This window comes from Corallococcus terminator (assembly GCF_003611635.1).
Taxonomy (GTDB): Bacteria; Myxococcota; Myxococcia; order Myxococcales; family Myxococcaceae; genus Corallococcus; species Corallococcus terminator.
Genome location: NZ_RAVZ01000255.1, coordinates 1 through 15,026, shown reverse-complemented (window position 1 = coordinate 15,026; position 15,026 = coordinate 1). Strand labels below are relative to the sequence as shown.

8 protein-coding genes and 1 pseudogene are annotated in these 15,026 nt (G+C 70.4%); 2 read left to right on the top strand and 7 right to left on the bottom strand.

Annotation, left to right across the window (positions count from 1 at the left end):
- The 4 genes and pseudogenes from D7V88_RS29340 to D7V88_RS29325 all read right to left on the bottom strand — a co-directional run.
- A pseudogene (locus tag D7V88_RS29340) lies at positions 1-3,640 on the bottom strand (hypothetical protein); the annotation flags it as partial.
- A 117-nt stretch (positions 3,641-3,757) separates the two neighbouring features.
- The gene (locus tag D7V88_RS29335; protein WP_120543923.1) at positions 3,758-5,122 is read right to left on the bottom strand and encodes a peptidase MA family metallohydrolase; all 1,365 of its coding nucleotides are present in this window, start codon (positions 5,120-5,122) and stop codon (positions 3,758-3,760) included.
- A gap of 58 nt (positions 5,123-5,180) precedes the next feature.
- Positions 5,181-6,398: a threonine ammonia-lyase gene (locus D7V88_RS29330; protein WP_120543925.1), complete on the bottom strand. Its 1,218-nt coding sequence runs from the start codon at positions 6,396-6,398 to the stop codon at positions 5,181-5,183.
- Positions 6,399-6,534: 136 nt separating this feature from the next.
- Positions 6,535-7,764 (bottom strand): Glu/Leu/Phe/Val family dehydrogenase, encoded by a 1,230-nt coding sequence (locus D7V88_RS29325; protein WP_120543922.1) that lies wholly within the window; start codon positions 7,762-7,764, stop codon positions 6,535-6,537.
- Positions 7,765-7,814: 50 nt separating this feature from the next.
- Here D7V88_RS29325 and D7V88_RS29320 point away from each other — a divergent pair, with 50 nt between their 5' ends.
- Entirely contained in the window at positions 7,815-8,318 is a 504-nt protein-coding gene (locus D7V88_RS29320; RefSeq protein WP_244238465.1) for a helix-turn-helix domain-containing protein, read from the top strand.
- Between the two features lie 58 nt (positions 8,319-8,376).
- Here D7V88_RS29320 and D7V88_RS29315 read toward each other — a convergent pair whose 3' ends face one another.
- Positions 8,377-10,812, bottom strand: coding sequence for a DEAD/DEAH box helicase (locus D7V88_RS29315; protein WP_120543921.1), 2,436 nt, complete (start codon positions 10,810-10,812; stop codon positions 8,377-8,379).
- A gap of 68 nt (positions 10,813-10,880) precedes the next feature.
- Between D7V88_RS29315 and D7V88_RS29310 the strand changes: the two genes are divergently transcribed.
- Positions 10,881-12,008 (top strand): sigma-70 family RNA polymerase sigma factor, encoded by a 1,128-nt coding sequence (locus D7V88_RS29310; protein WP_120543920.1) that lies wholly within the window; start codon positions 10,881-10,883, stop codon positions 12,006-12,008.
- 37 nt (positions 12,009-12,045) lie between these two features.
- Here D7V88_RS29310 and D7V88_RS29305 read toward each other — a convergent pair whose 3' ends face one another.
- Together D7V88_RS29305 and D7V88_RS29300 are read right to left on the bottom strand one after the other, a co-directional pair.
- A complete protein-coding gene (locus D7V88_RS29305) occupies positions 12,046-13,611 on the bottom strand; it encodes a beta-ketoacyl synthase N-terminal-like domain-containing protein (protein WP_120543919.1) in 1,566 nt (521 codons plus the stop codon).
- A 28-nt stretch (positions 13,612-13,639) separates the two neighbouring features.
- On the bottom strand, positions 13,640-15,026 hold a 1,387-nt coding region (locus tag D7V88_RS29300; protein WP_120543918.1), incomplete at its 5' end, for a DUF6250 domain-containing protein.

Sequence of the window (15,026 nt, the reverse complement as noted above, 5' to 3'; positions counted from 1 at the left end):
TGGCCCATTCCGGCTGGGCCTCGATGGGCGCGGCTTCTTCCGTGGCCCACTCGGGCTGCGCGGTGACAGGGGCAGCCTCTTCCGTGGCCCACTCAGGCTGGGCCTCGATGGGCGCGGCTTCTTCCGTGGCCCACTCAGGCTGCGCGGCGACCGGGGCAGCGTCTTCCGTGGCCCACTCAGGCTGGGCCTCGATGGGCGCGGCTTCTTCCGTAGCGGCCCACTCCGTCTGGGCAGCGACTGGGGCAGCTTCTTCCGTGGCCCACTCCGGCTGAGCTTCGATGGGCGCGGCTTCTTCCGTGGCCCACTCCGACTGCGCGGCGACCGGTGCGGACTCTTCGGCCGTAGCCCATTCAGGCTGGGCTTCGAGGGGCGCGGCTTCTGCGGTGGCGGACCACGCAGCCGACTGCGCGACGGGCGCGGCTTCTTCAGCGGTGGTCCACTCGGGCTGGGCTTCGAGCGGGGCTTCTTCCGAGGCCCACTCGGGCTGTGCAGCGACGGGCGCGGCTTCTTCCGAAGCAGCCCATTCAGGCTGAGCGGTGGCCGACGCGGTGTCTTCGGCCGTGGCCCATTCGGGCTGGGCTTCGATGGGCGCGGCCTCTTCCGTGGCCCACTCCGGCTGCGCGGCGACGGGCGCGGACCCTTCGGAGGTGGCCCATTCGGGCTGGGCTTCGATGGGCGCGGCTTCTTCCGTGGCCCACTCCGGCTGCGCGGCGACGGGTGCGGCCTCTTCGGCGGTGGCCCATTCAGGCTGGGCTTCGAGGGGCGCGGCCTCTTCGGTGGCGGACCACTCAGCCGACTGCGCGACCGGTGCGGTTTCTTCGGCCGTGGCCCACTCAGGCTGAGCCTCGATGGGGGCTTCCTCGGAAGAGGTCCATTCGGGCTGCGCGGCGACGGGCGCGGCCTCTTCGGTGGATGACCACTCCGACTGCGCGGCGGCAGGGGCGGACTCTTCGGCCGTGGCCCACTCTGGCTGAGCCTCGATGGGCGCGGCTTCTTCCGGCGTGGCCCACTCCGGCTGGGCCTCGATGGGAGCCGCCACCGCGGACGGATCCGACCACTCTTCCGCCGCAGCCTCAGGGGCCGTTTCCGACGTGGCCCAGTCCGCCTGCGCTTCAATCAGCGGCGCTTCCCCGGAGGCCTCACTCCCCGCCGCCTGGACGTTGTCGGTGGCCAGTGGCGCGGAGGACGCCGCCCACGCGGCCTCTTCCACCGGGGTTTCCCACTCGGCAGCGGTCGCTTCGGTCGCGGACGCTTCTCCGGTGCTCCACTCCGGCTGCGCCTCTCCAGGCACGGCCTCCGCGGTGGCCTCGGATCCGGTCTCCGCGTCGGCCGCTGCCCACTCCGGCTGCAACTCGATGGGCGCGGATGCATCCGCCGTGGCATTCCACCCGGCGGCCGTCCCGGCTTCGGCGGACGGCTCGGACGAGGCGGCCCACTCCGACCCCGTGCCCTCCGGCTCAGGGGTGGCCCACGCGTCCTGGGTGCCGGTCGCGTTCTCTTCGCCAGCGGTAGCGGCCCACTCCGGCTGCAACTCGATGGGCGAGGACTCCTCGGTGGCCTGCGCCCAGGCGGGCGTCTCGGCGGGGGACTCCACGGCATCGGAAGCCCACTCGGGCTGCAACTCGATGGGCGCGGACTCCTCCTGCAACCCGACGGTGGCGGTCGCGTCGGACGGAGAGCCGTCGGCGGACCACTCCGACTGCGCGTCCTGGCCTCCCCACGCCGAGGCCTCGGTGGACTGGGCCTCCTCGAGGGATTCGCTCGCGGTGGCCAGCGGCACGGCCTCGTCGGGATTGCCGTTCAGCTCGCTCCACTGCGCCGAGGCCAGGCTGTCACGCGCCGCCGACAGCGCCGACGGTTCGACATCCTCCGCGCCGAGTTCGAGCGTCTCGGCTTCCACGTCCGGTCCGACCGGAATGCTGCGGATCCCCAGGGATGAACCCGGATTTTCCGTGAACGGTGATGGGGGAGGGGTGAGCGTCTCCTCGGCGCCCAGGTCGGCCGCGTCGAACGTCGGCGTCTCCGCCGCCTGTGAGGACGTCAGGGCGTCGGAGTCCGTCAGCGCGATGGCCTCGCCTTCGTCCGACGTCGCATCGTCCGTCCAGGCCGCGCCTTCTTCCGAGACCTCGCTCGGGTCGAGCGCGATCTCCTCCGCGGACGCCTCCATCGGCGTTGCACCGTCGGACTGCCAGTTGGTTGAAACATCGTCCGGGCTGAGCGCGATCTCCTCGGCGGGCGCTTCCGTGGAAGCCGCGCCGTCCGCCTGCCATGCATCCGCGCCAGCGGCCTCCGGCTGCCACGTCCCGCTCGCGTCCCCCGCCTCCAGGGCGATCTCCTCGGCGGGCGCTTCCGAAGCCGCGGCGCTGTCCGTCCACGCCTCCGCGAGGTCGCCGGAGCCGAGCACGATGTCCCCATCGGGATCCGTCGCTCCGGAGTCGGACTCCGTCGGCCAGGCCGTCTCGGATCCCCCCGCGTCGGTCGCGAGCTCCTCGGCGGACGCCTCCAGCACGGCGCCCTCCGCCGGGGCCTGGGCCTGGGTCGTCGAGACGTCACTCCAATCCCAATCCGACCCTCCACCCTCGGCCGGGGCCGACGTGTCCACCGCGAGCGGCGTCGTGTCGACCGCCGCGTCGCGGGCCTCGTCGGACTCCACCGCGAGCGGTGCCGCATCCCACGCGGCGTCCACGGGCGCGGGGGCCAGGTCCTCGGCCATCACCGCTTCGGACTCGGGTTCGGCGTCCAGCAGCGCCGCTTCCTCGGAGGCCGCGTGCTCGGCGGAGGCCAGGGCCTCCGCCATCGGATCCAGGCCGGAAGACGCCGGGGCCTGGGCCTCCGTCTCGACCTCCATCGACAGCTCGGCGAACGAGTCCTCCAGCGACGCCTCGGGCTCGGCGGCCGCCACCGGGGGAGGGGTCGACGTCGACAGGCCGGAGAAGTCCTCCTCGGCGCTCGTCTCCCACGTCTCCGCTTCCACCGGCGCGGGTGCCGCTTCCGCCACCGGCTGGGGCATCCACGGCGCGGGTTCGCTCAGCGACGGGATGTCGATGTCGTCGGTGCTGAGGTTCAGGTTGTCCTGATCCACCGGAGCCTGCGGCGCATGGCCGGCCTGCGCCTCGCTCCCCGAATAGGCCGCCCACGCCTGCGCATCGCCCGCGTTCGGATCATACGCCCCGCCAGCGTCGGTGCCGGCAGGGGCCGCGTAGGCGCCCGCCGCGTTCGCGTCGTAGCCCTGCTGGGGCCACGCCGCCGCGTTCGGATCATAGGCCGCGTTGGGGTCGTAGCCGGCGGGGTAGGCGTACCACTGGCCGTCCTCGCCGTAGTAGCCCTGGGGCTGCTCGTAGCCGGCGGGGTAGGCGTACCACTGGCCGTCCTCGCCGTAGTAGCCCTGGGGCTGCTCGTAGCCGGCGGGGTAGGCGTACCACTGGCCGTCCTCGCCGTAGTAGCCCTGGGGCTGCTCCTGGACCTGTTCCTGGGGCTGGGCCCAGGCCTGGGCCGCCGCCGCGGTGTCCGCCGCGTCCTGGATGCCCAACAGGCCGCGCAACTCGACCCAGCGAGCTTCCTCGACGGCGGACAGGCTTCCCAGCTTCCGCTTCTCATCCAGGAAGCGGAATTCTCTCATCGCGGCGCGCGTATCGGACATCCGTCACCTTGCTGCGCCAGCGTCCAACAGGGACCGCCGCAGCGAAAATCTTGGAGGGTCGCGAGTGTAGGGGACTCCCGCCAGGGGGTAAACCAATCCGCCACGCCCGACCGGCCGCTACCTCCCCGAGAGGGCGGTATGCACCGCCTTGTCCAAGCCGGCGAAGTCCTTGTCGTAGGCGGCCTGGAGGGCGGACTCGAAAGTGGCGGCCCCGTTCACCGACTGGATGAAGCCCAGGAGCTTCTCCATCCCGCCCTGCCGAATCAGCTCCTGCACGGCCATGGCGGAGGTGGCGTAGGCCACGGCGACGTTTCTCTGGTTGACGAGCGCCTTCGAGTTCATCTCCGCCATCGTCGGCAGCAGACCCAGCTTCGCATCCGAGCGCATCTTGTCCCGGAGGGCACGCGAAGGGCCATCCAGCTTCTGGAAGCGCCACTCCAGGTACTCGGCCAGGCCTTCGTTGAGCCAGCGGGGCAGGGCCCTCCCGCCTTGAGGGCAGATCTCATCCAACGCCGCGTGCACATACTCGTGCACCAGCGTGGCCCTGTTCTGCGGCGTCATCTGCGCCGAATCGTTCATCCGGATGGCGTCGTTGAGGTACAGCCCGGCGATCTGCGCCGCGACGACGGCCCCCATGTGCGAGCGGAACTCGTCACGCGAGTAGAGCACCACTTCCAGTTGTCGCTCGCGCGCCCGGCCCAGCGTCCGCAGCGTGAACTCATACGCATCTTCCAGCGCGGCGGCGACCTGTCCCTCGTACTCGGCGCGCTGTCCGAAGTCGCGGTCGTTGTTGAAGTAGCGGATGGAGAAGCGCCGGTTGGCGCGCACGCGCATGCCATCCTTGGTCACGCCGGACTCGTAGCTGAGGCTCGCCGTGCGCACCTCTCCGTCCCCCTGCGTGCCCTTCGCGTTGCGTGTGTCCTCCTCGCCGTTCAACCGCCGCTCCAGGCGCTCCACCTCGCCCCGTGCCGCCCCGGCCTCCGCCATCTTCGCGCGCGCGTTCTGGATCAACTTGCGCGCCTCCTTCGACTCCTTCGCCTTCGCGGGGACCTTCTCCAGCGTGGCGATGGCCGCCGTCGTGTCCTCGTCCTGGAGCAGCAGTCGTCCCAGCTCCAGCCCGAACGCGCCGTCCTTGGGGAAGTGCTCCAGGCCTTTTCGCAGCGCCTCTTCCGCGGATGCACGCTGATCCGTCTTCAGCGCGGACTTCGCCAGGCACCGCAGGGCCCCGGCCGTCTGCTGGAAGGCCACGGCGCGCTCGCCCAGCGAGTACGCCATCACCGCGTCCTCCGCGAGCAGGGCCTCGCACCCCTTGAGCAGGGGTCCCGCGACGCCCGGCCGCTGCGCTTCCTCATAGTCGGAAGGGGAGGCCGCCGCGTAAGCCAGGTACAGCTCCTCCCACTGCTTCTGGGCGGCCAGCTCCTTGGCCTTCTGCGGCGGAGGGGCGGCGGCGAGCAGCAACAGGGCGATGAGGGGCGTGTTCATGGAATCCCCAGTATCGCCGAAGCCGCGCTCGGGCGTGCAAGCCCCCTGCTCCCCTGGACTACGTCCGGGCGACCTGCCAGCCCTGGGCCTCCAGGGACGCCATCAGCTCCTGGATGTGGGCGTGTCCGGTGGTCTCCAGCATCACCTCCACCGTGGCCTCGCCCAGGCCCGCCTTGGAGAAGGCGCGGTCGTGGTGCAGGTCCACGACGTTGGCGCGCATCTGGGCAATCTGCGTGGTGAGCCGCGCCAGCATGCCCGGCCGGTCCGGCAGCCGGACCTCCAACTGCACCAGACGGCCCGCCTTCACGAGGCCCCGCTCGATGATGCGGCTGATGACGTTCATGTCGATGTTGCCACCGCCCACGATGATGGCGACGCGCTTGCCCTTCGCCTGCGGCACCTTCCCGCTGAGCAGCGCGGCCAGCCCCGCGGCGCCCGCGCCCTCGGCCACCGTCTTCTCCTGCTCCAGCATCAGCAGGATGGCGGCGGCGATCTCCTCTTCGTCCACTGTCACCACCGCGTCCACGTACCTGCGCACGTGCTCGAAGGTGATGTCGCCCGGGATCTTCACCGCGATGCCGTCCGCGATGGTGGTGCCCGCGGCCGTGAGCTCCGTGCGGACCCCCGCGTCCAGCGACGCCTTCATGCTGGCGATGGTGGCGGCCTGCACGCCCACCACCTGGATGCGCGGGTTGGTCTCCTTGAGGGCGACGGCCACGCCGGAGATGAGTCCGCCGCCGCCCACCGGCACCAGCACCAGCTCCAGGTCGGGGCACTGCTCCAACAGCTCCAGGCCCAACGTGCCCTGGCCCGCGATGACGTGCAGGTCGTTGAACGGGTGGACGAAGACCAGGTCCTCGGCCTGCTGGATGCGCAGCGCCTCCGCGTAGGCCTCGTCGAAGTTGGCGCCCTTGAGCACCACGCGCGCGCCGTAGTCATCCCGCGTGCGCGTCACCTTGATGAGCGGCGTGCGCTCCGGCATCACGATGGTGGCGCGGATGCCCAGCCGCCGCGCGTGGTACGCCACGCCCTGCGCGTGGTTGCCGGCGGAGGCCGCGATGACGCCGCGCTGCCTCTCCTCCGGCGTGAGCGTGAGCAGCTTGTTGAGCGCGCCTCGCTCCTTGAAGGCGCCGGTCCGCTGGAGGTTCTCCAGCTTGAAGTACACCACCGCGCAGTCCGTCTTCTCGGTGAAGTAGTCCGACGCGGGGCACGGCGTGGGGCGCAGCGCCGAGCGCAGCCGTTCGCGGGCCGCCTGGATGTCCTGCAGGGTGACCATCATGCCCGGCCGTGTAGCGGATGCCGGCCCCGCACGGAAGCGACGCGGGGCCCGACGCCTGCCTGGACGCGATGCGGCAGTGGGCGCGGGAAGGATGTTGGCGCCCGAAGCAATCTCCGCAGCCGGGAAGCCCGCGTCAGATGCCGCGCAGCACCGTGGCCTTGCCCACCCGGCCAATGGCCAGGATGTAGGCGGCCGTCCGCATGGAGACCTTCCGGGAGCGGGCAATCTGCGCCACCCGGTCGTAGGCCTCCTTCATCGTCTTCTCCAGCTCCGCGTTGACGCGGTCCTCTTCCCAGGAGACGTGCTGGAGGTTCTGCACCCACTCCAGGTAGCTGACCGTGACGCCGCCCGCGCTGGCGAGGATGTCCGGCACCACGAAGATGCCGCGCTTCTCCAACAGGTCGTCCGCCTCCGGCTGGGTGGGGCCGTTGGCGCCCTCCACCACCAGGCGGGCTCTCACGCTGTTGGCGTTGTCGCGGGTGAGCACGTGGCCCAGGGCGGCGGGGATGAGGACCTCGCAGTCCGCCGCGAGCACGTCCTCGTTGCTGCACGGCGTGCCACCGCTGAAGCCGGTGACGGTGCCGGTGCGCTTGACGTGCTCGAAGAGCGACGGCACGTCCAGGCCCAGCGGGTTGTACATGCCGCCCAGCACGTCGGAGGCGGCCACCACGACGCCGCCGTCGCCCCAGATGAGCTGCGCGATGTGGCTGCCCACGTTGCCGAAGCCCTGGATGGCGAAGCGCGTTCCCTTCACCGGCAGGCCCAGGTCGCGCAGGATTTCACGGCACACGTACAAGAGGCCCCGCCCGGTGGCGGCCTCGCGGCCCTTGGAGCCGTACAGCTCCAGGGGCTTGCCCGTCACCACCGCGGGCGAGTGCCCGTGGTAGCGCGAGTACTGGTCCATCACCCACGCCATCACCTGGGGGTTGGTGTTGACGTCGGGCGCGGGGATGTCGCGCGTGGGCCCGATGACGTCTTGGATCTGATCCACGAACTTGCGCGTGAGCCGCTCCACTTCCTTGAGGCTCATCTGCGACGGGTCGCACGCCACGCCGCCCTTGGCGCCGCCGTAGGGCACGTTCACCACGGCGGTCTTCCACGTCATCAGCGACGCGAGCGACACGCACTCGTCCTGGTCCAGGGCGGGGTGGTAGCGCAGGCCGCCCTTCATGGGGCCGCGGCTGTTGTCGTGCTGGATGCGGTAGCCCAGGAACGTGCGGATCTCACCGGAGTCCATCTCGATGGACACCTGCACCTTCACCTCGCGCAGGGGCGTGGCCAGGAGCGTTTCGATGGGCGTGCCCACGTCCATCACCCGCGCGGCCTTGCGGAAGTAGTAGTTGGTGCCGTCGACGGCGTTCATGTGGGGGCTGGCTCCTGGTCGGAAAACCATAACAGAAGGGGTGCGCTACGATGGGTGCGTCCATGCGCTCCGGCTCTCCGCCCCCAAGCGACGCAAGCGGCTCGCTCCAGGGACTGGCGCGGCGCATTCGCACGCTGCGCGAGCGGCGCGGCCTCACGCAGGAGGAGTTCGCCGAACGCTGCGCCATCTCCGTGAGCTTCGTGTCGCTCTTGGAGCGCGGCGAGCGCAACCCCAGCTACGACACGCTCCTCCAGGTCGCGGCCGCCCTGGAGCTGCCGCTCTGGGAGCTGTTCCGGTTGGAGGACGCGGAGGACGCGGGGGCTCATCGGCTGGTGGAGTGGGTTCGGGTGCGGGGACTGGGCCGGGGAGACGTGGACCGGCTCCTGGCCGTGGCGGACGCGATGTTCAGCGGCGGGCCTGACGCCGCATGCCCCCCGTCCCAGGGGCACGTTGCTGCCTCCTGCACCGAACCGGACTGCGGCCGGCCCGTGCTGGCCCGGGGGCTGTGCACCGTGCACTACCACCGGGCCCGCAGGAGGAAGGTGCCTTCCTGAAACCACGCGCCTTCCGCTTCGAAAGGCGCGTCGCAAGGGAAGGCACCGACGAAGGGGACTACTTGCGCTTCGCGCGCTCGACCTTCAGCGTCTTGTTCTCGCCGTGCGGCTTGCCGTGGGTGGCCTCGAAGCCCGCCACATCCTCTTCCGCGACGAAGACGTACGCGTACGTGGGGCGCAGGTCGGTGCGCAGCACCTTGCCCGCCGGAGCGCCCGCGGCCTCCAGCGCGGCGGTGACGCCCGCCTCGTCCAGGCCTTCCTGACGGCCCAGGCCCACCCAGAGGCGCGCCTGACCGGGAAGGTCCGGCAGGGACTCGTGGCGGGGACGGCGCTCCTCACGCTGGCCGCGCGGACGGTGCCGCTCCAGCTTCAGCGCCTTGTCGGCGTGCGTCTTGCCATTGAGGGCCTCGAAGCCCGGGGCGTCCTCCTCCGGCACGTAGACGTAGCCGTAGGTGGGGCGGGTGAGGGCGCGGATGACCTTGCCGCCCGGAGCACCCATCGACTCCAGCGTGGCGGGCAGCTTCGCCTCGTCCATGCCGTCGTCCATGCCCAGGTTCACCCAGAGCTTCACCTCGCCGGGGCCCGCATCCGGAGACGGGGGAGGGCGGGTGCTGGTGACGTCGCGCTCGCTGCGCGGCTTGCTCTTCTCCACGCGCAGCGTCTTGCTGCCGTGCTGCTTGCCGTTGAGGGCCTCGAAGCCCGTCGAGTCGGCCTCCGCGACGAAGACGTACGCGAACGTGGGGCGCAATTCCGCGCGCACCATCTTGCCCACCGGGGCGCCCGCGTCCTCCATCGCCGTGGCGATGCTGCCCGGCCCCAGGCCGTCGGCGGTTCCCAGGTTCACCCAGAGCTTCACCTCGCCCGGGCCCGGCTCCAGCGCGGCGGACGACGTCGGTGCGCCACGGCTGCGCTCACCCCGGTCCTCGCGGCGGGGCTCGTCGCGGCGCGGACGGCGCTCACGCTCCGCGGACTCCGCGCGCGGGGCGGGACGCTCCGTGCGCTCGCCCCGGTCTTCGCGGCGGGGGGGACGCTCACGCTCGCGCTCGCGGTCCTTGCCCCGGCGCTCCAGGGGCTTGCGCTGCTCCACCGGCTCGCGCTTCTCCGTCTCGCCGGCGGCCTGCGCCTTCTCCATGCGCAGGTGGCTGAAGAAGTACTTGATGAGGAACGCGATGAGGTCGTCCGCGTCGCTGCGCGTCTTGAGCTGCGACGCCAGGGGCAGGAAGCCCTCGAAGATGCTGTTGCCCGTCGCCTCGCGGATTTCGCGCACGTGGCGCTCGGTCCACAGGTGCATGGCCTCTTCCGGGGCCGGCATCTCGCGCATCTCGAACTTGATGCCGAACTTCTTCTCCAGCACGGAGAACGTCGCCAGCTCGCGCCCGGAGAAGAGGTTGATGGCGGTGCCCTTGTTGCCGATGCGGCCGGTGCGGCCCACGCGGTGCAGGTACACGGCCGGGTCTTCCGGCAGCGAGTAGTTGATGACGTACTCGAGCCCGGAGATGTCGATGCCGCGCGCCGCGATGTCCGTGGCGACCATGAAGGCCACCTCGCCGCGCTTCACCTTGCCCATCACCCGCTCGCGCTCCTTCTGCGGCAGGTCTCCGTTGAGCAGTTCCGCGTCGAAGCCGTTGCGGTTGAGCACCGCCGTCACCAGCGCCGTGTCATCCCGCGTGTTGCAGAAGATGATGGCGTTGGAGGGCTCTTCCTTCTCCAGGATGTAGATGAGGTTGCGCGGCTTGGGGAACTGATCCGACACGTCGTAGCGGATGTGGTGGATGTGCTCCACCGTGAAGACGTCGCCGGACAGCAGCAGCGTCTCCGCGTTCGTCGTGTAGCGCGCGATGAGGTTCTGGATGTCCGTGGGGACGGTGGCGCTGAAGAGCAGCACCTGGCGCGTCTTCGGAAGACGGTCGAGGATCCGCGTCACCTCCTCGTAGAAGCCCTGGTTCAGCATCTCGTCGGCTTCATCGAGGATGGCGTGGTCGCACGCATCCAGCTTCAGGTTGCCGCGGTTGATGTGGTCGAAGACGCGGCCGGGGGTGCCCACGATGATGGGCGTGCCCTCTTCCAGCGCGTCCTCCTGCTGCTTCATGGAGGCGCCGCCGTAGATGGCCGCCACCTTCACGCCCTTGTACTTGGCGAGCGTGGTGAGCTCCTCCGCCACCTGCAGCGCCAACTCGCGCGTGGGGCAGAGGATGAGGGCGCGCACGCGCTTCTCGTCCGCGGGAATCTTCTCCAGCAGGGGCAGGCCGAATGCGGCCGTCTTGCCCGTTCCCGTCTTGCTGCGGACGATGAGGTCCTTGCCCGCCATCGCGGGACCGAAGGCCTTGGCCTGGACGGGGGTGGGGTGGGTGTAGCCGCGCTCCGCCAGCGCGCGGCGGAGGGGCTCGGAGAGGTTCATGTCGTCGAAGCCGATGTCCGCGATGTACTCGCCGGGACGCGTCGGGGCTTCGTCAGGCGCCGGGACTCCCGGCGTGGGCTCTTGGATGTCGCTCATCAGGCATGGGCATAGCCCCTGCATTACCCTCTGGCAACAATCGCGGCACTTTGGGGTATGGAGCGCGCATGGCGAATGGGAGGAAGAGAACCAATAATCCGGCCCCCAAGGCCCGCGCGAAGCGGGCCGCGGCCCCTGTCCGCCCGGACGCCGCCCTGGAGGAAGCCGGGGCGGACGCCGAGCAGGGCGAAGCGCTGGATCCGGACTCCCTGGAGCCGGAGCTGTCGGAACTGAACGAAACAGAAGCGGAAATCGAGGAACCCGTGCCCCGGGTCGCCCCCCGGGCGCCGGCGAAGGCGGCCCTGGTGCGCGCGGAGAGCGCGTCCGCCCTCACCAACAGGGATCCGCTCCAGGCCTACATGGCCGAGGTGACGCGCCACCCGCTGCTCACCCGCGAGGAGGAGCATCAGTTGGCCAAGGACTACCAGGCCACGGGGGACGTGCGGGCGGCCTACCGGCTGGTGGCCTCCAACCTGAGGTTGGTGGTGAAGCTGGCGCACGAATACCACCGCAACCCGTTGTCGCTGCTGGACCTGGTGCAGGAGGGCAACATCGGGCTGATGCAGGCGGTGAAGAAGTACGACCCGGACCGGGGCGTGAAGCTCAGCAGCTACGCCGCCTGGTGGATCCGCGCGTACATCCTCCGCTACATCATGGACAACTGGAAGATGGTGAAGCTGGGGACCACCGAGGCCCAGCGAAAGCTCTTCTTCAAGCTGCGCCAGGAGCAGGAGAAGCTCATCTCCCAGGGCTTCGAGGCCAGCCCACGCCTGTTGGCCGAGCGCCTCAACGTCACCGAGCAGGACGTCGTGGAGATGGACCAGCGGCTGGGGCACGACGAGCTGTCCATCGACGCGCCGCTGGGCAACGACGGGGACTCCGGCGCCACGCGCGCGGACCGCTACCTGCCGTCCAACGCGGTGCCCGCCGACGAGCGCCTGGGAAGCGAACAGCTCAAGGCCCTCTTCCGGGAGAACCTGAACGCCTTCTCCCAGACGCTGGAGGGCAAGGAGCGCTACATCTTCGAGAACCGCCTCACCGCGGATGAACCGCTCACGCTCCAGGACATCGGAGACAAGTACGGCGTCAGCCGCGAGCGGGCCCGGCAGATTGAAGCGGCCCTCATCAACCGGATGCGCGAGTTCATGCGCGAGCGCATCCCGGACTTCGACATGGTGGCGGTGCCCAAGGGCTGAAAAGAGCCCCTGGGCTTCTCGCGACACCGCCCGGCCGCTACTTCCAGGGCCGGGAGATGATGCAGGCGTTGATGCCGCCCACGCCCATGGACAGCTTGCCCGAGCACCCCTCGGGCGCCGGCTCCTCGTGGTCGAACACGAAGTGCTTGTGCACCTTGGCGATCTGCTTGTTGAGCTCCGGGGCCGCCAGGGGCGTGGGGTAGACCTTGCCCTGTTCGGCGCCCAGGTACTGCGCCGTGAGCTCCCAGCCGCCGCCCGCGGACATGCCGTGGCCGAAGGTGCCCTTGCGCGCGGTGATGAGCACCGAGTCGGGCAGCACGTCGCGCAGGTTCTGCACCTCCAGGAAGTCGCCCGGGGTGGCGGTGGCGTGCAGGTCCCAGCTGCCCACGTCCTTGGGCTCGCAGCCGGCGGAGGCGAGCGCCTCGCGGATGGCCAGCGTGGGGCCTTCCTTGGACGGGGTGATGATGTGGTCGGCGTCCGCGGTGACGCCCACCGCGACGGGCTCCAGGCCCAGCGCCTTGAAGCCCTTCTGGGTGAAGTGCTCGTAGTCGCCCACCACCCACACCACCGCGCCTCCGGCGATGTGCGTGCCGCGCAGCGCGGTGAGGGGCTTGGACACGGCGGCGTCCGCGGAGATGACGCGCGCGTTGTAGAAGCCGCCCACCACCAGGGGGTTGGGCGCCGCGTCCGTCATGCCCAGCACCACCGCCTTGGCCTCGCCCAGGCGGATGGAGTTCATCGCCAGCTTCAGGCCGTAGCCGAACGACGAGCACGCGGCCACGGGCGCGAACGTCATGCCCGTGATTTGCCCCAGCATGGAGACCTGCGAGGCGGGCGTGTTGTGGATGTTCCACAGCACGTTGGAGGACACCGCGTTCCAGGGCGGCTCCGGCGAGCTCCACTTCTTCTGGAGGCGCGCGTTGCGGGTGCGCTTCTCCTTGATGACGGCGAGCTTGGCGGACTCCACGTCGCCCTCGTCGGGCACGCCCATGGCTTCAATCTCGCGCAGCTCCTCCAGGTACTCGCGCAGCTCCGGCGAGCGGCCGGCCCAGAAGTGCCACCAGTCGTCCTCCGCCTTGTCGCGCTCCACCTCCTCGATGGTGGAGGGCTCCGGGGGCATGCCGGGCAGGGGCTCGCGCGTCTCGCGCCACGCGCGCACGGCGCTGTTGTGTTCGGGGCTGGCCCAGAAGCGGTCCCACCGGCGCTGGGCGCGGTAGAGGTCCAGGGAGATGTTCTGGATGGTGGGCAAATCGCCCAGGCCGGTGCCCACGTAGACGTGCGCGCGCGCGCCCAGGTCCTGGAGCTCCTTCTCGATGCCGGGGTTCTGCGACAGCGACTGGATGAAGGCGCCGATGGCGTACTGCGTGGGCTGCCCCATCTTCCGCTCGAGCTGGGAGAAGCGGCTGCCGGGGAAGCGCGCGTCGATCCACGGCTTGTAGTCGGCCAGGTTGAAGGTGGGGTTGCCGACAAGGAAGTTGTCCGGACCGAAGCCGTTGAAGGGGGTCAGCCAGGTCTCGGAGGACTCGAGGTTCTTCGCGAACGCCTCGATGTTGGGGGAACGCGGGGCAACCACGCCCCAGCCGAAGATTCCGACTCTGCGCACGGGTGTTTCCTTCGCCGCCGGGGGAAGACTAAAGCGGCTGGATCTTGAGGTTGTCGAAGTGGACGCGCGTCTGCCAGCCCGAGAAACCGAAGTACTGGTTGCGCGGGCCGTTGAGGGGAGAGGCGTCCTGGAGGGACAGGAAGGGCTTGCCGTCCACCTCCCACGACAGGAGCCCATCCCGCCGGGTGATGCGGAAGTGGTAGCGCTGCCCGGGGGTGACCACGGCGCCGTCGCGCACGGCGCGGTCGTTGGTGTGCTCGTGCTGGCGGGCGATGATGGACTGGGTGTTGCGCCAGCCGCCGAAGATGAAGACGTAGCCGGTGGCGGTGTACTGCAGGCGCGGGTCGCCCGCGTAGAAGGAGCGGCCGTCGCCCCAGGCCTCCACCTTCATGTCGCCCTCGGCGCTGTCGGCCCAGGCGTCGAATTCGATGGAGGCGTTCTGCGGCAGGGGCTTCTTGAGCCACATGGGGCGGTTGCCCACGCCCTGCACCACCAGCGCGCCGTCTTCAATCTTCACGGCGGCGGGGTTCGTCACGTTCCACGCGTCGCCAATGGTGGCGCGGTTGAAGTCGTCCTCGGACGGGCCCGCGGGCAGGACGGGCTCCTGCTTCATGGCGGTGGCGGGCATGGAGTCCGGCGTGCCGATGCGCAGGTTGTCGAAGAACAACTGCGACTCCCAGCCGGACAGGCCCAGCCGGTCGTGGCCCTTACCCTTGAAGGGGAACGGGTCGTCCAGCTCCGCCACGAGCGTGCCGTCGATGGCCCACTTGAGGACGTTGCCCCTGCGTTCGATGCGCCAGTGGTACACGCGGCCGGACTGCACGGGGGCGCCCACGCGGGACTCCACGCGCATGGCGGTGTCCTTCTTGAAGACGCCGGTGGCGACGAGGTCCGCGCCCTGGCCGCCGCCCTTCTCCGCGACGCGGGCCGCGCGGCGCTGGAGCGCGTCCAGCGAGGGCGCGTTGATGTCACGCCGGGCGATGACGGACAGGCTGTTGTTCCACCCGCCCTGCACCAGCACGTAGCCGGAGGCCGGGTCGCGTCCGTTGCCGAACAGCTCCACGCGGATGTCGCCGTCCGGGTACTCCGGGCGCACGTCGAACTCCACCGCCACGTCGTCCGGCAGCACGGCCTGGAGCCACAGCGGGTTGTTCTTGGGCGCGGGGCCCAGCAGCTCCCCGTTCGTCACGCGCCAGAAGGCGCCCGTGGAGAAGAAGTCGCGGGCGACGATGGCCGGGTCGTTGAAGGACTGCGCGTAGGGGACGGTGGCGGTGATGTCCGCCTGGCCCCGGAAGAGCGCGTAGTGGATGAGCGGGAACTGGATGAGGACGACGATGCCGGCGAGGACGGCCCAGCCCTTGCGGGTGAGCCCAGCGGGCTTCTGCCACGCCTCGGCGGGGGAGGCCCCGGGGGAG